General features: G+C 46.3%; 24 protein-coding genes. 9 read left to right on the forward strand and 15 right to left on the reverse strand.

Annotation, left to right across the window (positions count from 1 at the left end):
• Positions 1–22: 22 nt before the first annotated feature.
• The 6 genes from UQ64_RS21460 to UQ64_RS21485 form a co-directional block, all read right to left on the reverse strand.
• Positions 23–949, reverse strand: a complete 927-nt coding sequence (locus tag UQ64_RS21460; RefSeq protein ID WP_042191444.1) for an ABC transporter permease — start codon at positions 947–949, stop codon at positions 23–25.
• Positions 950–973: 24 nt separating this feature from the next.
• On the reverse strand, positions 974–2,272 hold the full coding sequence (locus UQ64_RS21465) for a 6-phospho-beta-glucosidase (RefSeq protein WP_060625493.1): 1,299 nt from the start codon (positions 2,270–2,272) through the stop codon (positions 974–976).
• Positions 2,269–3,246: an N-acetylglucosamine kinase gene (locus UQ64_RS21470; protein WP_060625494.1), complete on the reverse strand. Its 978-nt coding sequence runs from the start codon at positions 3,244–3,246 to the stop codon at positions 2,269–2,271. The genes UQ64_RS21465 and UQ64_RS21470 overlap by 4 nt, the downstream gene beginning before the upstream one ends.
• Positions 3,247–3,267: 21 nt before the next feature.
• Positions 3,268–4,257, reverse strand: coding sequence for a LacI family DNA-binding transcriptional regulator (locus UQ64_RS21475; RefSeq protein WP_060625495.1), 990 nt, complete (start codon positions 4,255–4,257; stop codon positions 3,268–3,270).
• A 358-nt stretch (positions 4,258–4,615) separates the two neighbouring features.
• A complete protein-coding gene (locus tag UQ64_RS21480) occupies positions 4,616–5,380 on the reverse strand; it encodes a SagB/ThcOx family dehydrogenase (protein ID WP_060625496.1) in 765 nt (254 codons plus the stop codon).
• A 165-nt stretch (positions 5,381–5,545) separates the two neighbouring features.
• Entirely contained in the window at positions 5,546–5,770 is a 225-nt protein-coding gene (locus UQ64_RS21485; RefSeq protein WP_019908812.1) for a helix-turn-helix domain-containing protein, read from the reverse strand.
• A 248-nt stretch (positions 5,771–6,018) separates the two neighbouring features.
• On the opposite strand from UQ64_RS21485, the gene UQ64_RS31385 reads away from it, so the two are divergent.
• From UQ64_RS31385 to nagA, 8 genes are all read left to right on the forward strand, one after another.
• Positions 6,019–6,186, forward strand: coding sequence for a hypothetical protein (locus tag UQ64_RS31385; RefSeq protein WP_167348515.1), 168 nt, complete (start codon positions 6,019–6,021; stop codon positions 6,184–6,186).
• 507 nt (positions 6,187–6,693) lie between these two features.
• A complete protein-coding gene (gene efeO / locus UQ64_RS21490) occupies positions 6,694–7,590 on the forward strand; it encodes an iron uptake system protein EfeO (RefSeq protein ID WP_060625497.1) in 897 nt (298 codons plus the stop codon).
• 5 nt (positions 7,591–7,595) lie between these two features.
• A complete protein-coding gene (gene efeB, locus UQ64_RS21495) occupies positions 7,596–8,927 on the forward strand; it encodes an iron uptake transporter deferrochelatase/peroxidase subunit (protein ID WP_082651247.1) in 1,332 nt (443 codons plus the stop codon).
• Between the two features lie 60 nt (positions 8,928–8,987).
• On the forward strand, positions 8,988–10,790 hold the full coding sequence (locus tag UQ64_RS21500; protein WP_082651248.1) for an FTR1 family iron permease: 1,803 nt from the start codon (positions 8,988–8,990) through the stop codon (positions 10,788–10,790).
• Between the two features lie 279 nt (positions 10,791–11,069).
• Entirely contained in the window at positions 11,070–12,047 is a 978-nt protein-coding gene (locus UQ64_RS21505; protein WP_060625498.1) for a LacI family DNA-binding transcriptional regulator, read from the forward strand.
• A 238-nt stretch (positions 12,048–12,285) separates the two neighbouring features.
• Complete coding sequence (locus tag UQ64_RS21510) at positions 12,286–13,164, forward strand: MurR/RpiR family transcriptional regulator (RefSeq protein ID WP_060625499.1); 879 nt, start codon at positions 12,286–12,288, stop codon at positions 13,162–13,164.
• On the forward strand, positions 13,164–13,892 hold the full coding sequence (gene nagB, locus UQ64_RS21515) for a glucosamine-6-phosphate deaminase (protein ID WP_060625500.1): 729 nt from the start codon (positions 13,164–13,166) through the stop codon (positions 13,890–13,892). The genes UQ64_RS21510 and nagB overlap by 1 nt, the downstream gene beginning before the upstream one ends.
• Positions 13,880–15,070 carry an N-acetylglucosamine-6-phosphate deacetylase gene (nagA, locus tag UQ64_RS21520; RefSeq protein ID WP_060625501.1) on the forward strand — a complete coding sequence of 397 codons (1,191 nt, stop codon included), beginning with the start codon at positions 13,880–13,882 and terminating at the stop codon, positions 15,068–15,070. Before nagB ends, nagA begins: the two co-directional genes overlap by 13 nt.
• 82 nt (positions 15,071–15,152) lie before the next feature.
• On the opposite strand, the gene UQ64_RS21525 is transcribed toward nagA, so the two are convergent.
• On the reverse strand, positions 15,153–16,238 hold the full coding sequence (locus UQ64_RS21525; RefSeq protein ID WP_060625502.1) for a YhcN/YlaJ family sporulation lipoprotein: 1,086 nt from the start codon (positions 16,236–16,238) through the stop codon (positions 15,153–15,155).
• 202 nt (positions 16,239–16,440) lie between these two features.
• On the opposite strand from UQ64_RS21525, the gene UQ64_RS21530 reads away from it, so the two are divergent.
• Entirely contained in the window at positions 16,441–17,511 is a 1,071-nt protein-coding gene (locus tag UQ64_RS21530; RefSeq protein WP_060625503.1) for a glycosyltransferase family 4 protein, read from the forward strand.
• A 65-nt stretch (positions 17,512–17,576) separates the two neighbouring features.
• Here UQ64_RS21530 and UQ64_RS21535 read toward each other — a convergent pair whose 3' ends face one another.
• Genes UQ64_RS21535 through wecB form a run of 8 tightly spaced genes read right to left on the reverse strand, consistent with a single transcriptional unit; the run spans position 17,577 to position 24,550 of the window.
• Positions 17,577–18,617: a glycosyltransferase family 4 protein gene (locus UQ64_RS21535; protein ID WP_060625504.1), complete on the reverse strand. Its 1,041-nt coding sequence runs from the start codon at positions 18,615–18,617 to the stop codon at positions 17,577–17,579.
• Complete coding sequence (locus UQ64_RS21540) at positions 18,614–19,336, reverse strand: glycosyltransferase (RefSeq protein ID WP_060625505.1); 723 nt, start codon at positions 19,334–19,336, stop codon at positions 18,614–18,616. Before UQ64_RS21540 ends, UQ64_RS21535 begins: the two co-directional genes overlap by 4 nt.
• Before the next feature lie 31 nt (positions 19,337–19,367).
• Positions 19,368–19,943: a class I SAM-dependent methyltransferase gene (locus tag UQ64_RS21545; RefSeq protein ID WP_060625506.1), complete on the reverse strand. Its 576-nt coding sequence runs from the start codon at positions 19,941–19,943 to the stop codon at positions 19,368–19,370.
• Positions 19,944–19,950: 7 nt separating this feature from the next.
• A complete protein-coding gene (locus UQ64_RS21550) occupies positions 19,951–20,667 on the reverse strand; it encodes a glycosyltransferase (RefSeq protein ID WP_060625507.1) in 717 nt (238 codons plus the stop codon).
• A complete protein-coding gene (locus UQ64_RS21555) occupies positions 20,664–21,647 on the reverse strand; it encodes an NAD-dependent epimerase/dehydratase family protein (protein WP_060625508.1) in 984 nt (327 codons plus the stop codon). Before UQ64_RS21555 ends, UQ64_RS21550 begins: the two co-directional genes overlap by 4 nt.
• Entirely contained in the window at positions 21,644–22,483 is an 840-nt protein-coding gene (locus UQ64_RS21560) for a dTDP-4-dehydrorhamnose reductase family protein (protein ID WP_060625509.1), read from the reverse strand. Before UQ64_RS21560 ends, UQ64_RS21555 begins: the two co-directional genes overlap by 4 nt.
• The gene (locus UQ64_RS21565) at positions 22,480–23,466 is read right to left on the reverse strand and encodes a polysaccharide biosynthesis protein (RefSeq protein ID WP_060625510.1); all 987 of its coding nucleotides are present in this window, start codon (positions 23,464–23,466) and stop codon (positions 22,480–22,482) included. Before UQ64_RS21565 ends, UQ64_RS21560 begins: the two co-directional genes overlap by 4 nt.
• Complete coding sequence (gene wecB / locus UQ64_RS21570) at positions 23,456–24,550, reverse strand: non-hydrolyzing UDP-N-acetylglucosamine 2-epimerase (protein WP_060625511.1); 1,095 nt, start codon at positions 24,548–24,550, stop codon at positions 23,456–23,458. Before wecB ends, UQ64_RS21565 begins: the two co-directional genes overlap by 11 nt.
• Positions 24,551–24,822 lie beyond the last annotated feature (272 nt).

Genomic DNA, 24,822 nt, shown 5'->3' on the forward strand with positions numbered 1-24,822 from the left:
CATTCGCTATGAGTAGTAGTACCTACCAGAGACTAACATCTGCCCGGCGGGCGATTTTGTTGGCCATCACCAGCAGAATGACACTGATCACCGCTTTGAAAAGCCCTACCGCTGTCGCATAAGAAAATCTGGCATTTAATATCCCCACACGGTACACATAGGTGTCGATAACATCGGAGTAGGGTCGCAGGATTGGATTGGTTGCCAGCAGCAAAATGTCCTCGAAGCCCGCACTAAGCAGACTGCCGATGGCGAGAATCATAAAGATGATGATAATGGGGGTAATGCTGGGGAGTGTAATCAAGTGAATTTGCTTAAATCGGCTTGCCCCGTCTATGGAAGCGGCTTCATATAAAGTCGGATCAATACCTGCAATCGCGGCCAGATAGACAATGCTCCCAAATCCGACCTCCTTCCACACATTTACACTTACTAGAATAGACCAGAAGTACTTGGGTAATGCCAGGAAGTTAACTGGCTCCCCTACCAGATTGAATCGCTCCAGCACATAGTTCACCGTTCCGTTGTCAACAGATAACAGCGAAAATACAAAACCGGATACAATAACCCAGGACAGGAAATACGGTAAATAGCTGACGGTCTGGATAACGCGTTTAAAGCCCATATTACCGATCTCATTCAGCATCAGTGCAAGAAGAATCGGTGCTGGAAAAGAGATAATCAATTTAAGCAAGCTAATCACAATGGTATTTCGCATCACATTCCAGAACTCCGGTGCCTCGAAGAACATTCTGAAATGCATAAATCCAACCCAGGGACTCTTCATAATGCCGCCAAAAATATCGTATTGCTGGAACGCCATAACTACGCCATACATCGGAATGTAGCTAAAAATGAATACAAATATAATTCCCGGCCAAACCATGGACTGCAAATCCAATTGACTGGTGAACTTCTTCCATCTACTTGGTTTCTCGGCCGTGTTCATCCGTTTTTCCTCCTCTGGACGATTCTAGTGAAACAACGGCAAAAACGCTTTGTTCTTCTCCAGCATTTCATCCAGCAGCTGTTCAGCTACGGTGACCGAAGGCACGAGCGGATGATGAACCATAGCCTGCAGGGCTATATCCCGGTCTCCGTGTACAGCCGCCTCGATGGTGAGGCTCTCGTATTGCTTGACCGCAGCCAGCAGGCCTTTGACGGACTGAGGAATTTTGCGCATTGGAATCGGCAGTGGACCTTGTTTGGTTACCACACAGTTCACCTCAATGGAGGCATCGTCCGGTAAGAAGTCAATCATTCCGTTATTCCTTACATTCAATGTCTGGATATCGCGGGAATCATTATAAATGGAGCGCATCAGCAGCACTGCCGCCTCCGAGTAATAGGCTCCACCACGCTGCTCCAGCTGCTTTGGCTTCTCCTTTAGCTCTACGTTCCGGTACAGCTCAAACAGCTCTTCCTCCACCTTCTTCACTACCTCAGCGCGCGATCCGGTCGTTGCTGCTGATTCCTTCTGTTCCGCAAGCATCGCGTCCGTCATGTAGTAATAGCTCAGGTAATAAGAAGGGATGGCTTTCAAAGCATTCAGAAACCGGTGGTCCCAGGAATCAAACGGCACATTACTCGCCTTGTAGTTCTGGGGGTAATCAATGAGCTCCTGTAGCTTGCTTTTACCGTCAATTACGATATCGGATACCCAGTGCAGATGGTTGATGCCGACAAACTCCGCGTAGATCTTCTCCATAGGAAGTCCTAAGAACTCAGAGAGCCACTTTTGAAATCCGATCGGTGAGTTGCATAGGCCTACGCTTTTTACCGATGAATATTTGTGAACAGCTTCAGTTACCATACCGGCCGGATTCGTAAAATTCAGCAACCAGGCATCCGGAGCTAGCTCCTCGATGTCCTTGCAAATATCCAGAATAACCGGAATGGTCCGCAGGCCTTTCATCATCCCTCCAGGACCCGTCGTCTCCTGACCGATGACATCGTATTGAAGCGGAATTAATTCGTCCCATTTTCGCGCTTCCAGCATGCCTACCCGGATTTGAGTGCAGATAAAGTCTGCTCCGACGATGGCCTCCCTCCGCTCAAGCGTCTGGGCCACGGTAATCGGCAGTCCAGACTCAGCAATCATACGCTTGCTTAGTTCCGCAATCGTATGCAGCTTCTCCCTTCCCGCCTCAATATCCACCAGCCATACTTCGCGGACGGGAAGCTCTTTATGATGCATGATGATGCCTTCAATAAGCTCAGGCGTATACGATGAACCCGCTCCGATGACAACAAGCTTCAAAGTCTCCTTCATAATAATAGCCCCTCCTTACCCAGTGATAGACGATCAAGAACCTCCTGATTTACACGCATACCGCAGCTTTCCATCGCCAGAACGACCGAGCCTACAACCGGCTCCCGGGTTAGGATCCTTAAAGTCCCATTTGGAGCCGAATGCTTCACTCTCTGTTCAATGGCCCGCCGGATGATGCCTGAGCGATCTCCCTTGGTTAATAGGCTGCCTGCAAGTACGATGTCGAAGGAGTCCTCCTCCATAGCCAATCGGCGAATTGTCGATACCGCTGCCAAACCCAGCTCATCCCCTTGCTTGGTAAGCAGTCCGATGGCAACCTGGTCCCCTTCATCTGCCGCTGGAAACAGCAGCTCAGCAATATGGGGAGGCAAGTCTCTGGAATGATCCAGGTAATCCTCTCTTAACTCCGAAACACTGGAATAGCCCAGCAAATGAATTAAGCGTTCGCTTAAGACAGTCTCTTGCTCTCTTCCTTCATCCGCCCGAAGAACGCTGCGGAATACCTCAATACTTAGATCATAGCCGCCGCCGTAATCACCGAACCGATAGCCAAATCCGCCACATTGGTAGGTAGCGCCTCGTGGATTTTTACCGGCGCTGTTCACTCCCGAGCCGCAGATCAGCACGATCCCATAATTACTCTCTGTACCTGATCGCAAAGCAATCCAGGTATCGCAGGAAATCTCAGTTCGGGGAAGGCCAAGTCTGCTGATGATTGGTCGTAAAATTCGAAAATCGGATTCTCTGTCCGCTCCAGCCAGACCGAACCAGGAATACTCCATCTGATCCTTGATCAGCCCCGACGCTATAATCGCTCCCGATACAGCCTGTTGCAAACTATTCTCCGCCTGCTCACGATTATTTTGATGATTCCCGTTCCCTCCCTTGCCTACACCCATGACCACTCCCTGTTCATTTGCAATCATTGCGTAAGTTTTGCTGCCCCCTGCATCGACTCCCAAAAAGTACTTCACAGTTCGTTTCACTCCTAATATTTAGGTTAACCTTACAGATGCGGTGGATTCACGCACGAGAAGCTGAGGAGCGAGCTTCGTTACAACAGCAGGCATCACCTCCCCATTGATTAATTTCATCAGCAAATCAACACCAATGCTGCCCATTTGCGCCTCAGGCTGTCTGACTGTCGTCAATCGGGGATAAAATTCACCTACGAACTGCTGATCATCAAAGCCAACCACTGAGATATCCTGAGGTACCAGAATTCCCTCCTCACGCAGGGCTTGAACAACACCCAGAGCAATAAAGTCATCTCCGGAAAAAATGGCTGTCGGCAGCTTATCTTCACGAATCCATCTCTTGGCCACCTCATAACCGCTGCTTACGGTAAATCCGCAATATTCCGTGCCGAAGGGCGTTAGCCCCGCTTCATCCAGCGCCTGTACATAACCCCGCTTGCGCTCCGCTACACTCAGGAACACCGAAGGGCCACCGATATAGGCGATCTGGGTGTGTCCAAGACCAATCAAGTGCTTGGTAGCTTCATACCCCCCTTGATAGTTATCGACGACGACACTGGGAACATCCTCATGCTGGAGCTGGTTATCCAGCAAGACAAACGGAATGTTTTTTCTTTTCAGCTCCTCCACATATTCTTTCTCCTCAATCGGAGACAACAGGATAATTCCGTCCACGCGATCCTTCTGAAACAGGAAGTTAACGCCTTCATCCTCATTCTCGGCTATGGACAGAGCTAAGAAGTAACCTTGTTCTGCCAGCTTCCGGTTCACCACGCGAATCACGCGGTCATAGAAAGAGTCGTTAAAGTTGGTAATTGACATACCGATGACTCCGGTCTTGCCACGTACGAGACTCCGCGCCGCTGAATTGGGCTGATAATTTAATTCCTCCATAGCACTCAGCACTTTCCGCCTATTGCCTTCACGTACAGAAGGTGAATTGTTAATCACTCTGGATACGGTCACTACAGAGAGCCCCGACTTTTTGGCTACATCATGAATGTTCATCTAAGCTTCTATGCCTCCAAGTTCAATAGTTTAATCGTTATAACTTTTAGGGAAATAAAAAAAGATTAACTCATCTCGCCACGACTACGTTCTAACTGGAAATAGAACATTGACTGTTAGTTTCATCTTTATCAAAAGTATAAAAACCATTTCAAAAGTTTAAAGGTTTATACTTTAATGTGATTTTACAACCATTCCCAATATCCGTCAATCCATAAAATATAGTCAAATTTAATATTCCGGACACACAAAAAACCTTCCCTCACCCCTAGAGGTGGAGAAGGCTTAAACGCGTCACTTCCGAAGACATGGCCAGCTATATTTTCACGCGTGTTGATGGTGGTCTATTCACGAGTAGCTATTTTCGTTTCTTCCCAACTGCGCCAAGATAGATAATAAATTCTTCCTCACCGTCTAATTCTAAAATCTCATCAATCAGCTTTTGATCATAGATTCCAATGGCACAAGCACCTGCACCGATAGATTCACTGGATAAATAAAGGTTCTGGCATACATGTCCAACATCGATGAGGATTTTTTTGTGAGCTGAAATATCATACTTCCATTCGGAGCGATATGGTGTTGTACTCCATGCAAACAGTACAGAAGCCTTTTTTGCAAAGTTAGGGACAAATGGCTGGTCTAATGTAATAGCATCAATCTTCTGTTCAATTTCGGCTAATTCAAACATAAATGATAGCTTATGTTCGACAGGAAGGTATCTGTAGATTCCTTGTTGAATCCCTTCTACCCGCATAATAATTAAATAGGTTTCAAAAGTGTGTGTCGCCCCACTGCATGGTACAGTTCGCAGCGTTAGTCCGTTCTTACTCATACCAGTAATTCCTTGGGTAGCCCATAATAAATAGGATAACTCATCCAGACTTAAATTTTCCGCAGAATAAAACCTTGTACTTCTTCTTTGATCTATGCAATCAAAAATATTTTCTTTACACACAACGTCTTTACTGACTTTTGGCAAATCAATAATTAGAGATGATTCCGAATCAACGGGCTTAACAATTGGTGGTTGTGGAAGTCCTTTGATCTTATCTGTTTTTATATGTTTAAATTCATTAAAATTAGATTTTAGAAAGCGCCTTTGTTGTTCATATCTGGTCATAACAGATCCTCCTGAATTACCTTAATAGCTTAAATATATCATTTCATGAAAATTAGATTGTGACCTAACACACTATTCAGTTGTTTTGGTGAGTAAACAAAAAACCTCCCCACACCCCTAAAGGTGGAGAAGGCTTAAACGCGTCACTTCCGAAGACATGGCCAGCTATATTTTCAGCTCCCCAAGCTTGATCAGCTCGACAACCGCTTGTGAACGGCCTTTAACGTTTAATTTTTGCATTACATTGGAGATGTGGTTCCGAACTGTTTTTTCGCTGATAAATAATAAGCCAGCGATATCACGAGTCGTTTTGTCCTGCACGAGAAGCTCGAAAACTTCGCGCTCACGATGAGTCAACAGAAATTTGCTGTGGTGTTCGTTCCCCTTCAATGGTGTCACCCCTCCTTGCCCTGGGTTTGTTTGGTATAACAAGGTAAAGGGATACAGTCAAAACATATTATGTATTGATGAAGTTAATGGTGCTGTCATAACTACAAAATGGGCTTAACCATCCGAAGCTTATTACACCGCTTTAGTGAAGACATTCACCTGCAAAAGCTTGAAATTCTCTTGGATAGAATCATCTCCTTGCAGGGCAAACTACAACTTGTTGTTTCTTAATTAAAGGAGGTGTATGTATGAGCAACTCGAAAAATAATCAACCTACTAAGGCAGAGGTACAAACTACGAAATTAAACAAATTGCCACTAGTCGGTAAATTCGAACCGGAATTTTCTGCTGAAGAAGCTGCAGAAGTATTCAAAAACCATCCCTCTGCGGAGCATGAATCCCATAATGAACAATAATATAAAGGCGACACAGAATGGGGCTGTCGAATAAGTAGCTTTTCCCTATAAATGAGACGGTCCGGTTAATTATAAAAATCGTAAGGAACACAGAGCAGCGATTCAGCCATTATTGGTGAATCGCTGTTTTGTGTTGTTGGTCGTTGACTACCCACCTCAGCAGTATATTCATCATCTCCTTCTGAGGGTTACGGACCCAGATGGCGTTATTAGTAAATTTATCGCCTTAAGCAGAGCTTCGGACTCCTCTGCAGCTATTTATAAGGAAGAGAGCAATCTTTGGTATTTTTTAGGCCAATAGCGACTATAAGGTCCGATAGCTGCTGCTTTACTCGCAAATAAATGATCGAATCAAACGATGTGTTAACCTGCTATTTCCCGATTGCAAAATATAACTATGAAATATATCACATTTTTATATTGACAGTAAATGTATACGGACTTATGATAAATCCAGCATAAATGATAACGATTATCATTTACACATAAAAAGGGGTGCTTCATTCAATGAAATTCACATATGCCGTGCCTGCAGGTTTACTTGCAGCCTCCATACTATTTACCGGGTGTGCCAGTAACAACAATAGTAATAGCAACACTAGCAACAATAACTCTACAAATGCTGCTGCTAACAGCACCACGGCAACGAATACATCTGATACTACTGCAGCAACCACTGCCGACTTTACATCAGCTGTTGAGCAATATCGTACATATGTCATCGAGCAATGTGATGAATTTGTAAAGCAAACGGAAAATTTTACAAACGCAGTTAAAGAAGCAAAGATTGAGGATGCGAAGGCACTTTACGCGCCAGCCCGCATGTATTACGAGCGAATTGAGCCGATTGCAGAAGCACTTGGTGATTTGGATCCAAATATTGATGCCCGTGAGAATGACGTAGATGCTGCTGAATGGCGTGGCTTCCACAAACTCGAAAAGGCACTCTGGCAGGATAACACAACTAAAGATATGACTGAAGTTGCTGACCAATTATTAAAAGATGCCCAGCTTCTGCGTGCAAAAGTAGAGACCGTAGAGATCGATGCCAATCTGCTCGTTACTGGTGCTGTAGAACTGCTTAATGAGGTTTCTTCTTCTAAAGTAACAGGTGAGGAAGAACGTTACTCCCACACAGATCTGTATGATTTCGTCGCTAATGTCGAAGGCGCCCAAAAGATTTACGAGCTGTTAAAGCCGGAGCTGGCGAAAAAAGATGCTGAGCTGGAAAAAACGATTGGCGAACGGTTCACAGCCCTGCAAGCTGAGCTTGCTCCTTTCAAATCTGGTGATGGATATGTTTCCTATGAAGCGCTGAAGGAAGAAGATGTGCGTAAGTTGAGTCAGAATTTGGATGCCTTGGCTGAGCCATTGTCCAACATGGGAACTATTCTAGGAGTGTGATCATCATGAATATACACAATAAATCTACCGGTTTACCAGCGAATGCAGAGGGTGCCCCTATCAATGAAGAATCCAAGAGCAGTCTTGTATTAGATAAAAAACTAAGCCGCCGCGATATGCTGCGGCTTACTGGCGCCACTAGCCTTGGACTACTATTAGGAGGCGGAGGTGTTGGCGGAATTATGGCTGCGCGCAATGCCGTAGCTGAGCCAACAGTAGCCTCCGATGCTGATTCCATTCCTTTTTACGGGAGTCATCAAGCCGGCATTCTAACCCCTGCGCAGAATTTTATTTACTTCGCAGCCTTTGATCTCACCACAACGAAGCTATCCGATGTAAAAAAGCTAATGCAAGCATGGACAACAGCCGCAGCTTCTCTTACTACTGGCAGCCTCATTGGTGACGTCAATGACAATCCTAATCTCCCACCCTCCGACACAGGTGAAGTGGATGGTTTAAACCCTTCACGCTGTACGCTTACCTTTGGTGTCGGACCTTCTTTTTTTGATAACAGATTCGGTTTATCTTCCAAACGTCCAACCCTATTAGCCGATCTTCCAGCATTTACGGGAGACAACCTGGATCCTAAGTGGTGTGGTGGAGATATTTGTGTGCAAGCATGTGCTGATGATCTGCAGGTGGCCTTCCATGCCATCCGAAATCTGGCACGTATTGCTCGTGGCACAGCCGTACTCCGTTGGACTCAGGAAGGCTTCCAGCGCACAGGTACAGCCGATCCTAAAGGAACGACGCCGCGTAATCTTATGGGTTTCAAAGACGGTACGGGCAATCCAGATGCTACGAATGAAGCAGAAATGAACGAAGTGGTCTGGAACAGCAGCAGTGACGGTCCTTCTTGGATGAGCGGCGGAACTTATATGGCAGTTCGCCGTGTACGTTTCCGAATTGAGGTCTGGGACCGGTCCTCTCTAAGCGATCAAGAAGCCACCTTTGGCCGTTATCGTCATAACGGAGCACCTATCGGTGCAAAGGATGAATTCGATGATCTGAATCTTAAAGCGGCTGATGCATCCGGGAAGCCCGTCATCCCGCCGGATTCACATTCTGCTTTAGCACATGGTGACGGCACAGTCAAAATGCTGCGCCGCTCCTACTCCATTTCCAGCGGATTAGATATCGCAACAGGTCAACTCGATGCAGGCTTATTATTCATCAGCTTTCAACGGGATTTAATGAAGCAATTTGTTGCTATTCAGCAGCGCCTTTCGAAAAGTGATCGGCTAAACGAATATATGACGCACACTGGCAGCGCGGTATTTGCCTGCTTCCCAGGTATCCGCAAAGGCGGTTACATCGGGGAAGCACTCTTGGGCTAAGCCAGCCCCTAAGTTGCCCAATCGAATGTTCCTGTCCATTATTGAAAGGGGATTATCCCGATGTACTCTCTGAATAAACGGCTGCTATCGAAGGCAGCCGTACTGATTCTGTTTAGCATCATATGTATACTGATGCTATCTAACCCGGCGGCGGGGGCGGAGGGCAATGGCTCGGTCGACGAGCTGCTGCCGCCTGTCGGCAGCGCGCTCGTCGAAGCCGGCCAGAGCCGCTGGGACGCGGCCGCCGCCGATGTAGAAGCGTTCGCTGCGCTGTGGCGCACCGCGAACGCGAACACGCCGGACCCGGCACTCGCCGGTCCGGCTGCCGCCGTTGACGCCGCGCTTGCAGACGCGGCAGCGGCCCTTGCGGCGGGCGATGGTGCGCCCGCCAAAGCCGCACTGTCCACGCTCGCAAGAAGCGTGGACGCGTATGTCACCGCCGCCTCCGGCACGGACGGCGGTGACACTGGAGCCGCCGGCCGCGAGACGGCGGCGAAGCTGTTGCCCGCGGCGGAGCGCACGCGGGATGCGGCGCGAAGCGCCGACTGGAGCGCGGCAGCGGCAGCGTACCGCGACATCGTCAGCGGATGGAAGCCGGCAGAGCGTAACATCCGGGCTGACAATTCCGCCGTCTACAGCTTGCTGGAGACGAAGATAAGCCTGCTGCGCATCGCGCTGCAGGCAGAACCGCTCCGCGAGGAGTCGGCGAAATCAGAAGCCGAAGCCTTGTACCAGCTGCTTGCTGATTACAGTGAAGGCAAAGCAATTGATGCTGGGGATGCTTCCAGCAAGCCAGCATCAATAGAAGGACTGATCAGCTACCTGAGCAAAGCTTCTTCCACCGCCAAAGCAGGCAATAGCGCCGAAGCGGCTAATATCATGGAGCAATTCATCGTAGCTTGGCCTTCCGCTGAAGGACAAGTACAGATCGCTTCTCCGGCGGTATATACCAATATCGAGAACGAGAGTGCAGCAGTCACTGGCTATCTGCTCTCTAATCCACCTAAGCTAGATCAAGCCTTAAAGATCATGGATAATATGGTCAATGAGCTAACTCCTTTGGCTGGTGAGACAACCTATAACGCTTGGGATGCTGCGTTAATTCTTCTGCGTGAAGGATTGGAGGCAATCCTCGTATTGTCTGCCCTTCTTGCCTACCTGAAGCGGGATGGCAACGCAAAAGCACAGAAATGGATTTGGTCTGGCGCAGCTGTAGGACTTGTAGCGAGTATCGGATTAGCCGTTGTTCTCACCTATACTATTTCCCGCGCGGCATCTGGTGGAGCACGTGAGATGATTGAAGGCATCACGGGTCTTGTAGCCGTCATTATGATGCTTACGATTGGACGCTGGCTGCATAGCAAATCAAATATTGCGAATTGGAACAACTATGTTGGACGGCAAGTGGATGGAGCATTAGCCAAGGGTAATCTATGGTCATTGTCCTCCGTAGCAGCACTTGCGATTTTACGTGAAGGGGCAGAAACCACTATTTTTTATGTAGGGATGGCCCCTTCCATTAAAGTGTCTCAATTGCTACTAGGGATCGGTAGTGCTCTAGTGATTCTGGGGATTGTAGGTTACGCAATTATTGCCTTTAGTGCGAAATTACCGATTGCCGCCTTCTTCCGTACAGCCACACTTCTTATTTACTATTTAGTGTTCCGCTTTCTTGGAGAGAGCATTCATTCTCTTCAAGTCGCAGGAAAACTTCCCGCACATGTACAAGATGGGTTGCCTTCTATAGGCTGGCTCGGGATGTATCCGACTTGGGAAACTTTGATTCCTCAGTTGCTTGTCCTTGCGTTTATTGTGTGGGAGATGTTCCGTAATAGAGCGACAAGAGCTTCACGAACTGCATAGCCACAAGAAAAAAAACGGTTGTCATCCTTTAACGATGACAACCGTTTTTCGTAGCGTTTAAAAGAAGCTGATCCTATGAGCTTTACATTAGAAATGAAATTAGATGTACCGGTCCGTCACGCCCGTTAGGTTACGCCGGTTTAGTCCGGTAATCCCTTGCATTTACAGTCTAATTTATGAAATGGATTCCATAGCAAGCTTTTTATTTGGAGGTAATTTACGGACGATATGATAGAATAAAAAGACTATACAAGCACCCAGGGAGGCTGTTGATCTCGAATGGCTAATATAAAAGAAATCGCCCGTATGGCTGGTGTTTCCGTGACAACGGTCTCGCGAGTACTTAATAATCATCCTTATGTAAGTGAAGTTAAACGAACCGCTGTCTTAAATACGATTGAAAAATTAAACTACACGCGTAATATGAATGCCGTGCATCTAATTACCGGCCGTACCCAAGCCATTGCGGTTATTATCCCTAATATCAACCTTTTTTATTTCTCTGTAATTATTGAAGGCTTAGCCCAAGAAGCGCTGCTAGCGCAATACCGGTTAATTCTGTGCCAGACCGATTATCGTCATGAAGAAGAACTCAAAGTACTGGAGATGCTACGCAACAAAGAAATTGACGGCGTGGTAATTGTATCTACGAGAATGAGTTCAGAAGTCATTGAAGAATATACAGCATATGGCCCGATAGTCATCTGCCAAGATAGAGGTGAACGCCGCTTCTCTTCTGTGTATATCGAGCATTATTCCGCTTTTCGCTCCGGCCTGCAATACTTGAGTGATAAGGGGTATCAACAGATCGGTTACTGTGAAGGCAGACAGCATGGCAGTAGTAGTTCCATCCGGCAAATTGCCTTTAGTGACTTTCTAGCCGCTACAGGGCAGCCTTTTCATGAAGAATGGATGATACATGATTGTATGAATGAAGAGGATGGTGGACGTGTACTGCACGAATTGCTGAAAATGAAGAAGCGGCCTAATGCCCTGATTATAACAGGTGATCATGTGGCAGCCGGTCTAATCATCGAAGCTTGGAAGAATGGTATCCGTATTCCTGAGGATCTGGCGGTCATAGGATTCGATGATCAGCCGATCGGACGATCTTTAGGTCTCACCACCATAGATAACCAGTTGCCCGAAATGGGCGCTACAGCTTTTCGGATCATCTATGATAAGATCCAGAATAATGATGGACATCCGGTACATCGTAAGCTTGAATATCGCATTATTGAACGTTCTACGGTATAGTACACAACTCAGGTGTTGTTCAGAATCGGTCTACTCCGCAGTCTTCTGCGAGTGGGCCGTTTTTATTTAAATATTAAGGAGTTTAATCATTCTCGCATATTATCCTTTTTGTATTCATTTTTACCCCTTGCATCCGGATAGTTTTTGATTTATTCTGAGTATGAAAATAATTTTCTTTTTTTAAGAAGTAATTTTAAAAATAATTTTAAAAAGCTACATTAGAAGTCGAGGTGGATTGATGTCCCCAATTTTGTATGCACTTGAGCATGAAAAGTCAAAGCTCTCTCAAATGGAGCGCAAGCTGGCGGAACGGATTCTGTCATCACCAGGTGAAATTGTTCATATGGGAATTACAGAACTCGCGGAACAATGCGGTATTAGTCCTGCTACGATCACACGTTTCTGTAAGGTTCTGCATTTCAAGGGCTTTCCAGATTTCAAGGTGAAGCTGGCTGCTGAAATTGCTCATAGCGATGGAGCACCTCAGGATGGCGGTTCTTCTTATCAAGATATTGTTGCAGGTAACCCACTCTCCGTTATTGTGGAAGCGATGCAAATGAATCATCTGACATCCATCCGAGATACAACTTCACTTTTGGATCTGGAACGACTACAGGCAGCCGTTAATTTATTGTGTCAAGCACGGCGAGTGGATCTGTACGGAATGGCCACGTCCTCCATAGTTGCTCAGGATTTCTACCAAAAGTTGATCCGCATTGGCGTGAATTGCACAGCTTTCGCTGATTCCCATATGCAGATTACATCTGCCTCTTCACTATCTGAAGGCGATGTCGTATTCGCAGTATCGTATTCCGGAGAAACCCCAGAGACCATTGACGCCTTAACCTGTGCCAAAGCAAGCGGAGCAAGCACTATTGCTCTAACCTCTTACGGCAGCAGCACGTTGGCTACTCTGGCTGATATCCCACTGTTCTCCTCCTCCTTGGAAAAAGGAATGCGCCGAGGAGATATGGCCTCACGTATTGCCCAGCTACACATCATTGATATTTTGTTTACTGGAATGGTCAGCACCCGTTTTGGGGATTTTATTCCTAGACTGGAGCAATCTTATCTGAATGTCCAACATTACCGAAACAAACGAGGAGGTCAATCTTAATGAATATTCTTAAGTTCAATAGTGATGAAGATTTTGTACAAACAGGTGCGAATCTTATCGCCAGCCTGCTTCAAAGCAATCCTAAAGCGGTGCTCGGACTAGCGACCGGAAGTTCCCCGGTTGGCGTTTATGCCAAATTGGTTGAAATGCACCAAAAGGGACTTGTAAGCTTCTCGAAAGCCACTTCCTTCAATCTTGATGAGTATATCGGATTGCCTGTCGATCACCCGCAGAGCTATCGCAGCTTCATGAACGAGCAATTATTCAATCATATTGATATTGACCCAGGACAGACACATATCCCTAACGGCAATGCAGCAGATATGGAAGCAGAATGCCTTGCTTACGACAAAATGCTGGAAGAGAACGGACCGGTTGACTTGCAGATCCTCGGGATTGGAAGTAACGGCCATATCGGGTTCAATGAACCAGATGTCAATCTGAGCAGCAAAACCCATGTCGTTGATTTGCTTGAAGACACACGGGAAGCTAATGCCAGATTCTTCGACTCATTAGACGATGTACCACGGCAAGCGATAACCATGGGCATCGGCGGAATTCTGAAAGCACGCCAAATTCTTTTGTTAGTACGCGGTGCTGGCAAAGCTGAAGCTATCCGTAATGCCGTTGAAGGTCCGATTACTACTCAATGCCCTGCATCTCTACTACAGAGCCATCCGAATGTAATCGTCCTTGTAGATGAAGGAGCAGGAAAATGGCTGAAATAAATAAAGAACAAGGAAAATTACTGTTTGGTAAGGTCCTGACTTCCAAAGGATTAATTGAGCATGGCGTGATTGCCGTATCGGGTGAGCAAATTCATTATGCCGGTGAGGCAACATGGCTTCCAGAGGCTTACGCGCACTGGTCAGCTGATGGTCAAGCTCCGGAAGACCTGCTCATCCCTGGATTTGTAGATGTGCATGTACATGGTGGGGCTGGCCACGACTTTATGTATAGTGATGCTGAATCTTTAAATACCATCACTAAGTTTCACAGCTCCCAGGGAACAACTACCATGCTGGCTACGACTATGACCGCCTCTAAGCCAGCCATTGACCAAGTATTTACTGAAATAAATGCATATCGGACCACTGAGATGCCATACACACAAATCGCGGGCATGCATTTAGAAGGACCGTTCATCAGCCCGAAATGGTCCGGCGCTCAGAATCCCGAGCATATTGTTCTGGCTAATATTGAGTGGCTGGAACAATGGGAGAATGATTATCCGGGTATGATCCGGCAAGTCACATTGGCTCCGGAACGAGAAGGTGCACTAGAGGCTATCCTCTGGCTGCGCAAGCATGGGATTACCGCTGCTCTCGGTCACACTGATGCCTCCTTTGAAGAGGTCATTGCTGCGGCAGATGCCGGATTAAATCAAGCCGTGCATATGTTTAATGCGATGACACCACTACATCACCGCAAGCCTGGAGCTGCTGGTGCTATCCTATTCGATAAGCGCATACGTGCGGAGATTATCGCCGATGGCATACATGTTCATCCTGCAGCCATTTCTCTATTGGCTAATCTAAAAAAAGATAATAATTTGTTATTAATTACAGATGCCATGTCTGCAACCGGACTTAATGATGGTGAATATACGATCGGTGATTTACCTGTGCTGGTTCAAGATGGTATCGCTACACTTAAAGATAACCCTGCTGCTTTGGCGGGTAGTACGCTTACGATGATCCGTGGCTTCCGTTATCTCATACAAGAAATAGGTCTCAGCTTAGAAGAGGCCTCCCGCGCTGCAAGCCTTACTCCGGCAATGTCCATTGGAATGGAGCGTTCCATCGGTACCTTAGAAGCCGGAAAACGCGCCGATATTCTACGGCTTGACGCTGAATTGAATCTAAAAGGTGTATGGATTGGCGGTCGCCAAATTACCACTCAATAAGATGATGGATAACAAAAAAGCAACAATTCTCGCCAGTAAGGGGAGGACTGTTGCTTTTTTTGTTTATAAACCAAACGATTTATTAATAATTACGCGTTGGGAAAATACGCTCAACCATCGTACTGAACTCATCCACAAAACCTTTGATCGGATGACCCGCACGAGCTTCTTCTGCATAAACATTGACACGATCTACAAAGTCTGGATTTGCCGATACGTATACATCCTTAATTGTTGCATCATGTTTTTTAACTTCGGCAGCGATTTTCGCTTTAATTTCTTTAGTAACTGTATCTGTTTCTTTCATATTCAAATTGTTATTTGTGTTGTTCATATGAGTCGAATTACTTCTGTAATTCGTACCATGGTTACCATTAGTGTAGTTTGGAGTGGTACTGCGAATGCCCATTCCAGTCCCCAAACCATCTGTCATTCCTGTTCCTGTTCCTGTACCGGTTCCGGTTCCGGTTCCGTTTCTAGTTCCCATCCCCATTCCGTTACCAATACCCATTCCCATATTAACATCATGTTTCGATCCGTTGCTGTTCAGCAGAGGACCATTATTATAAGTATGGGTTCTTGTCCCAGTCGTCCCAGTACCCGTACCAGTTCCCAGACTTCCCATGCCAAGTGTTCCATTTCTGGTTGCAGGTCCAGTGCTTGTTGTACCAGGGACTGTATTCACAGTGCCTCTTAGTGTTCCATTCGTTCCATTCGTTCCGGCCCCTGTATCATTCATTCCATCGCGTCCTATTTTCACTCTTCCTGTACCTGACATTGCCCCAGTTGGTCCATAATTGTGAGGAGCTGTAGATGATTGGGCTCGATAGGATGTATTACCTTTGGCCCGAAGACCAGTAGTTGTATCATGTAACGTTACGGCGACATACGCATTCTTACCTGCAAGCATTACATTCGCTGTGCGAACTTCAGGCATAGCAGCAATACGATCAGCAAGCTCCTGACTGACCTCCATCTTAGTAATATTATGCGTACCCATCGTTCCTCCGCGTACGGAGTTTACACCGATACGTCCGTCATTTACCCCCCGGACACTATTAGTTTGCACATTAGTCTTTTCTGCCGTGTTCGTCCCACACCCTGTAACACTCACCAAGCCTAGAAGTAATGCGGCTGAGACTGACATGCTGATCTTGGATCGCATCATGAATTCATCCTCCATCTCTATTGTTGTATGTGTGCAGCGTAACAGTCGTTAGGATGACCTTCCGAAGAACAAGCTATCCTGAAAGGATTTGGAACTGTGTCTGTTTGACCGTCACCTGCCAATGCACATCGGCGTATCTTATAAACAGAAAGCCGTATTTTAACGAGTCGGTATTGCTCCGCAAAAGTCAGGGGGTGCGTGCATGAAAGTTTTATTCACGTTTTATATACCGAGTGGCGGGGTGGAGACTTTAAATAAGCTGCGGTGTGAAAGTCTCCAGCGAAGTGGGATCGAATGCCATGTTTTATATCTGATGCCTGGTTCAGGAAGCCAGAACAAGGCTAACTTTCCGGTGTTCATTTCCTCTATAGATGAGGAGATTAAAGAAGTACTTGAGACCCATAACTATGATGCCATTATTGTTACATCCGATTATTTATTGCTGAAGCGCCTGCGTGAGCTCGGTTATGGCGGTATTTTGATATACGAATCTCAAGGACTTGGAAAACGTAGTCATGCGGAAGAACTAATCAAAGACGCTATTCCTTATTTTCGCTCCTACTGTAACGCTGTCCTAATCCCACCAACGGATCATTTACTGGAGCTGTTTATTGAAATCTGTCCATGGCTGCATCGGTATGTCATTTCCAATATTGTTGATGTTCAGTCCTTTCAGCACATCCCTGCTGAGCCTCCCGCTGATCCAGTCATCGCTTGGGTCGGGCGTCTGGAAAGCAACAAAAATTGGCGGGAATATTTGAGAATTGCCCATCAAATCCGCCTTAACAAACCAAACCTTCATTTATGGATGTTTCATGATCCTGAATTAGCCACTGATGATCAAAAGGAGCGCTTCCAAAAAGAATTACAGACCTTAGGTCTGAACGACCGTCTGAGTACCTTTACCAATATCCCAAACCATGTGATGCCTATTTATTATTCCTCTATAGCCAATTCTGGAGGGTTTCTGTTATCCACCTCGGTTACAGAGGGATTTGGATATGCCGTTGCAGAAGCCATTTGCTGCACTTGTCCTGTACTTAGCACGGATTCAGACGGCGTTAGATCTTTTATTGTGCATAACATCTCAGGTAAATTTTATCCTCTTGGTGACATCCAAACGGCTGTCCATGAAGGGCTAGAGCTAATGAACAATATGCCACTGCGAAATGCACTCCGACAGCAAGGAAGAGATTATATGGTTTCACGTTACGGTACGGAAAAATATGCGCAGTCTTTTCGTGAGATGATGAACTCCTTTGCCATCTTCTAACTGCAAAAGAACCTTCAAACCACTTTTTTGTGGATTTGAAGGTTCTTTTATAATTTTGGGACATACTAAGATGGATTTCTTGCTACAATCTCAAATAGCACATTTTGAAATATTTGCGTACTTTTTTCCCATGTGAAATCCTGTGAAACCTGTTCACCCTTATGAGCCAATCGTTGGCGTAAAGACGGGTCTCTGATTAAGGTTATAATGTCATCTGCAAGCCGATTCTGAAATCGGTAGGACATTAAGCAGTTATGGCCATGTTTGCAATATTCCATATTCCCACCGGCGTAAACCGTAACGAGCGCTGCTCCACAACGCATAGCCTCAATCCCTGGCAATGAACCTGTATCATACGTACTCGAACTCACAAAAATATCGCTCTCACTATAATGGAAACAGAGTTCTGTATCATTCGCTGGAGTCCTTATTTGGTAACGTTCATCGTTCACTAAGGTTTGCAGCGTTGCAGATTCCGCTTGTTCTCCAGGAGGAGAGATTAAATATAGTTCAACCTCTGGATGGTGGGCTTTAACCTTGTTTAATTGCTGAAGTAAATAATCCTGCTCTCGGTGAGCTGAGAATCCACCCTCTGGCTTGCGCATAATCGCGGAAACCACCAGTCTTTTTTTAGGATCACGGACTTTCATATTTTTAAAAACAGGACCTACCCCGATCGGCACGATTCTCCCTTTAATTCCATGATTCATCTGAACAATTCCTTGTTGCCACCGTGATAGAACGAGTAGATTAGGAGCAATATTATACGATGAAAAAGAACGGCTATTATCAGGCAAAAAAGTAGGCTCATAACAAAACGCCAATCGGATATGAACACATTTACCCTCTTCGCTTGCCCGCTGTGATACCTCGACAGTGGTATAGAAGTTAGAGATAATCACATCTCCTGCAGGAAAATCGCTTGCCGCCAGTTCTCCTTCTTTTGCATAGATCAACTTACCTTTCATCTCGTATTCAACGACACCATCGCTGGGTAAGAGGATCGTCACTTCATGACCAATCTCTGTCAGATGATTAGTCAACTCCGCCAACATACGCTGCGCCCCGCCCCTAGTTAGAGTTAGAACAGGAAATATTAACTTCATTTCCCTCTCTCCTTTTGCAGCAAGCGTGATAGAACCCGGCGATGTCTTGCTTGAACCTGCTCAATCTCCTTTTTTTGCTCCTCATTGTGAATCACAGAGCCCATCTCATTATGAACGCGGTAATCAAGCAGCGGTTCCTCTACATAAGACCATGTATAATACGGCAAAATGCGCAGCCATTGATCATAATCTTGTGTAAACAATAATTTCTCATTAAATTTCCCTACTGTGCGGAAGATATCCATATGAAGAAGAACCGTACTTCCATTCACCGGACAGCCTAACATCATGGTCTCAATAAAATGTGCCTTGCTGTCAAAAATCATACTTATCGTCTCGGAAATCCGCTCACCCTGCTCGTTTATATAATAATAGGCTGTATAATTAAACAAAGTATCTGTGTTCTTGAGCATTTGCATCTGGTGATTGATTTTATTCGGATGAAATAAATCGTCAGCACTTAGCCAGGCAAAATAAGTTCCGGTAGCCACTTCTATCCCTTTGTTTAACGCGGAGGCGGTTCCTCCATTGCTTTTTCGTATATAAATAATCTTATCCCTGAAGGGTTCAAGCTTCTCCATCCAAAGAGTAGACCCATCATCTATTACAATGATCTCTATGTTCGAATAACTTTGATCTAAGACGCTTTGGATGGCAAGATCCACATATGGACAGTTATAAAAAGGAATGATCACCGATACTTTAGGTTCTTCACTCATGCGCTCACCTCCTTCACCTGAAGCTCGGCCCTTATACTGTTTTGTAAGCCAATAAGGCATCTACCGGAGCATGCCCTTCACCAAATGCCTCACGAAATGAGGGATTTTGAGCATGATGAAAGCCTTTAAGTACAATTACAGCATACCCCAGCTCCATAAAGTCCTCCGGCTCCCATCCGCTCCGGTGCTTTTGATAATGTTCTCCTTGCAAGTGATAATGGTCTATTCCCTCCTGCGGAAAAAAACCCCGAGGTGTAAACACGACTACACGATTATAAGCAATTCTCTCTGCCATCCCGAGCAGTCTCTGTCCTTCCTTCCTTTCAAAGTGTTCGATTGAGTCGATAAAAGTGACCGCTGAGAACGTCTTAGGAAGGAATAGTTTATCCATATGACATGCATCCCCGTGCACTGGAATAATATGAGGTGATTTATATTTACGATGCAGTAGGTAAGGCCTGTGAATTTCTAGTCCAAGGACTACTGCGGCTTCATACCGTTCAAGCAGGGTACCGGTGCCGCTGCCGATATCCAGTATACTTTCACAGAACTTCAACTGCTCCAATAAGATTGGCAGAAAGTCATTCACTTCAATTTCCCGGTACATAACCTTCTTACCCCCCCATAGAAGAGATCAAGTGCTGGAGCGGACCCTTGTAACGAGCGTTTGTTGCAGCTGCCTCTGCCATAATGACATCGTAATATTTAAGCGTCCCCATCCCTTCATGATTACGGTAAGCGGTGAGTGACTGATTGAGCATCACAGGTGCATACCCGTTCAGAATCGCGCGGTACCATAAATCATAGTCATGGGTATAGGGAAGTGATTCATTAAAAAGCCCAATCGCTCCAAACACCTCTCGTTTGAACATCACCGTACAGCCATTAATAGGGTTACCCTGTAAAAAACAACGTAAATAATCGAGGTGACTAGGAAACAATAGCGCTGCATTCATCTGAAGTAATTGAGATTGAGCGTTAATAAAATTGAAGTTGGTATAGGAGATGAACAGGTGGTTCTGCTCCATGAACAGCACCTGATTATTGATTTTGTCTCGGTAGAATAAGTCATCTGAGCTGAGCCAGACCACATAGTCTCCTGTTGAATGCAAGATACCGTGATTCAGTGCGGAGGCGGTTCCTCCATTGCTTTTTCCCAAATAATGAATTCGCGGAAAATACGGTCTAATCAGATCTGCATGAACGGTTGAGCCGTCATCGACGACAATGACCTCGTATGGCTCCCAAGACTGTGAAAGCACACTTTGCAAGGCATGCTCTATATAAGGGCAGTTATAAAAAGGAATCACTACCGATACTTTCGGTCTCATAACATCCGTCCTTCCCAGTTCGCACGGCAATATTCCAAAATATCTGATAAGGACTGACTAAACTCAATTTCTGGCTTCCAGCCCAGTGAAGATACATTTTCCTCCGGTGTTGCAGAAGTATCTGAAGGGATTAGTCTATCCCCCGCCATTCCGCTTTCCAGAATAGAGCGTGCAGCTTGTTCTGGTCCCCAGTCCATCGGAACCGAAGTAGTGGAACGGCTTATCAGCTGCTCCGCGATATCTCCAAGTTGCCGCTGTGTTCCTGAATCAATTCGATAAATGGTTCCATTAATACCTTCGCGTAATATAAGGTCATAAGCTCTTACAGCATCGCGTACATCCAAAAAATCACGTAATGCATGGCGAGAAGAAAGTTTAAAGGGAGGGATTTCTTCGCCTGCATGCACTTCACTACGAACAATATGCTGTGCCAGTAATGAGCAGAAACCGGTAGAAGGACCGGGACCGATCAGGTTGCAGGGCTCAGCCAGCAGAACGGGCTGTTTAAATAACGTCCCCCAAGCTAAAGACACCAGCTCTTCTATTGTTTTGCTGAGGCTATATGGGTGTGGTGGTCCTGCCACCACACCCGGTTTGAATTTAAGTCGCGAGCCTACTACAAGAATCCGACTGGCAGGTAGACTTCGCATGGCTTCTAGCAAATATAAAGTAGCCATCACATTCGTCTCCATATAGAGCAAAGGGTTACGCCAAGACTCGGGCACCGAGTTGTTTCCTGCCAAATGAAGGACAGCCTCCGGCGTAGTTTCCTTGATCATCTCGGCTACGGCCTTCCGATTGCTTAAATCACAGTGATAAACCTTCACTCCTTCTGGAAACAGAGCAGAAGACAGGACGCCCGCTATCGATGGCGGACGTAGCACAGCGGTAACCTCAGCGCCTCCTGCCGAGAACAAATGAACAGCATGTCGACCGGTGAACCCAGCCGCCCCGGTAATCAGTAGTTTTTGACCTTTCATGGGGACATCTCTGACTGTTTCATCCAGTCAACCAGTTCTTGTAGCATCAATGGGTACGAAGGCAACGGCAAATTAACATCCGTTCTTGTATTCACTAATGTTCGATCTTGTATATGCTTATCCTCAGGGATGATTTCTACATCCTCTTTATGAAAAGCAGCCTGAATATGCTGAAGCAGCTCATACTTACTTACTGGCTTCGGATGCGCTAAATGGATCAGCCCCGATACTGTGGAATCCAGCAGCATATCCACTGCTTTAGCTAATTGGAGTGTAGTGACTCCGTTCCACATCACGCGGCGGTATCCTGACACTTGACCACTCTGTGCCAAGAACCAATCCATCAAACCAATACCATCTGGGCGGATTTCCGGACCAATAATCGAAGTGCGGATCGTAAGATGCCCAGGTTGCCGCACCTCGCCAAGACTTTTCGAAATCGCATAGACAGAAGTTCCATCAGGAACATCCTCTTCTGTGTACCCCCCGCGTGTTCCTTCAAACACGCAGTCGGTACTGATATGAATAAGTCTTGCATGAACAGCTTCCGCCATCCGCCACAAGTGGTGAGGAAGAAAGCCATTCACATGGTAAGCCCCAATTTTGTCACGTTCTGCGAATTGATTGAGTACCCCCATCGCATTAATGATGCAATGAGGGGAGACGATATCGACCAGCTTCTCTACTCCGGCTATATCGTTCGCATCTACATACAGCCCGCCAAGATCGCTCTTATCCCGGGTTGTATGGAAGACGTGATGCTTGCCCTGGCGGCGAAAGTAATCCGCCAGCATATGCCCCGCCATACCGTTTCCACCAAGGATAAGTAGCTTCATTGCAGGAACCCTCCCCGAATCAGGATGCTTTTGATCTCTTCCTGATCCATTAGATTCGTCTCTGAACTGAAGCTATTAAAGGAGACATGAGGATAAGCGCTATAATGTGCCTTTAATTCCGGCATATTCAGCGTAGGGAGAATCACTAGATACTGTTCATCGTAGACAACGGTAGTTAAGCTTTCGAAATCGCTCATCAGAATCTCGTGGATTTTCTCCCCCGGACGAATCCCGGTCTCAATAATACTTACATTCGACTCTCCAGAGGCCTCGATTAACACCTCCGCAAGATCGATAATCCGGCAGGTAGGCATTGTCATGACGAAGATTTCTCCACCCAAGCTAACCTCGGAAGCTTTAAATAACAATGTAATCGCATCGCGTAGTGTGAAAAAGAAGCGGGTCATTTTCATATCGGTAATGCGTACCTGTCCTTTGTCCTTGATCTGCTTCATGAACAAATGCACTACGCTGCCGTTTGTTCCGAGCACATTTCCTCCACGTACGGTGACAAAACGGGTATTTGAGCCAATTAGATTAGCATAGACAAACAATTTTTCCCCAATCGCTTTGGTCATTCCATAGAAGTTCGACGGGTTCGCAGCCTTATCCGTTGAGATGTAAATGGCCTTCTCGACGCCATTCACAATGGCTGCTTCGATCACATTCTGAGTGCCTACAACATTGGTTTTGAGCGCTTCATAGGGCTGATCTTCACAGACCGGAACATGTTTGAGCGCCGCTAAATGGAAGATATAATCAACGCCACGGCAAGCGGCGATCAGTGCATCCTTGTCACGGATATCGCCAATGATAAAGCTGAGACGTTGATCCTCGAACTCCCGACTCATCGCCACCTGAGCGGACTCACTGCGGGAGAATACGATGATTTCCTTAGGATTTTGCGGCAGAAGTTGCCTAATCAGTTCATGCCCCCAGGAACCGGTGCCGCCTGTGACCACAATCCTTTTATTATTGAACATGCAGGTTCCCTCCAAGCAAAAATTTAACTACCTTTACCGATACATCCGGAGTCATATATCCTTCCGGAGCCTCCCAATCCCTGCGGAGCGCCGTCATTAGCTTGACGCTGCGCAGAATACTTTTCTGGTCTACACCTGACACCACGTTACTTCCGCAATCTACCGTTTCTGGACGCTCCGTTGTTCTGCGAATCGTAACGGTTGGCACTTTCATCAAGCAGCATTCCTCCTGTACAGTTCCACTATCGGTGATGGCACACAAGGCGTACTGTTCCAAATAAACAAAATCAAAAAATCCGAAGGGCTCATGAAATTCAACGAGAGGGTTCATTGGAAGAGAAAATTGCTCGGTTAGTTTGGAGCGAGTGCGAGGATGAATGCTGCATATTAAACGAATTCCAAAATGCTCAGCCACTGCGTTAAGACCAGACATAATTTGTACAAGGGACTCTGGATCATCTACATTCTCAGCACGATGTGCTGTCACAAGGAAATACTGTCCTGAGGTAAGATTCAGCTGCTCCAGAATGCTGCTAGCCTGGATTTTTTGTTCAAAATGAGTCATGACCTCATGAATCGGATTTCCTGTTAACACAATACGTCTGCTTGGGAAGCCTTCGCTGATTAGATGTCTTTTACTCTGCTGTGTATATGGCATATTAATGGTCGAAACGGCATCTATGACACGGCGGTTTTTCTCTTCGGGCACTTTTAGGTCATAGCAACGGTTTCCTGCCTCCATATGCACCACCGGAATACCCATTCGTTCCGCCAAAATCGCGCATAACGCGCTATTCGTATCCCCCAGAAGCAAGACACGGTCTGGCTGTTCTTTCTGTAAAATGCTCTCTAGCCCTCCGAACATGGCGGCAAGCTGGCCGCCGAGTCCTGCTTGCTTATCCTGCAGCACATAATCCGGCGCTCGCAGTCCTAGCTCAGCAAAGAAAATACCGCTGAGACTGGCGGTGAAGTTCTGGCCGGTATGCACCAGAATGTGCCGCTCAGCATGCTCGTCGAGAAGCGGAATGATAACACTGAGGCGGATGATTTCAGGCCTCGTGCCCAAAATCGTCATGATCTTCATGAGTTCACTCCCCTGCCTGTTTGATGATAGTCTGACTTGGCTCAGTCGGGTGGACTGAGCGGTTAAAGGGATGGGGCTCTTAACGGGACTGGGCCAATCTACAGGATTTATACCGTTTATTTGGCGGAACCGGCTGGAATCGCTGCGATCCCTCTTTTCGCTCACTTGGCCGGATTTGAGGAATCTGGGGCATTAATACCCCTCTTTTCGCTCATTTGGCCGGATTTGCGGGAATCTGGGGCATTAATACCCCTCTTTTCGCTCATTTGGCC

Origin of the sequence: Paenibacillus etheri (assembly GCF_001012825.1) — a bacterium.
GTDB classification, from domain to species: domain Bacteria; phylum Bacillota; class Bacilli; order Paenibacillales; family Paenibacillaceae; genus Paenibacillus_AQ; species Paenibacillus_AQ etheri.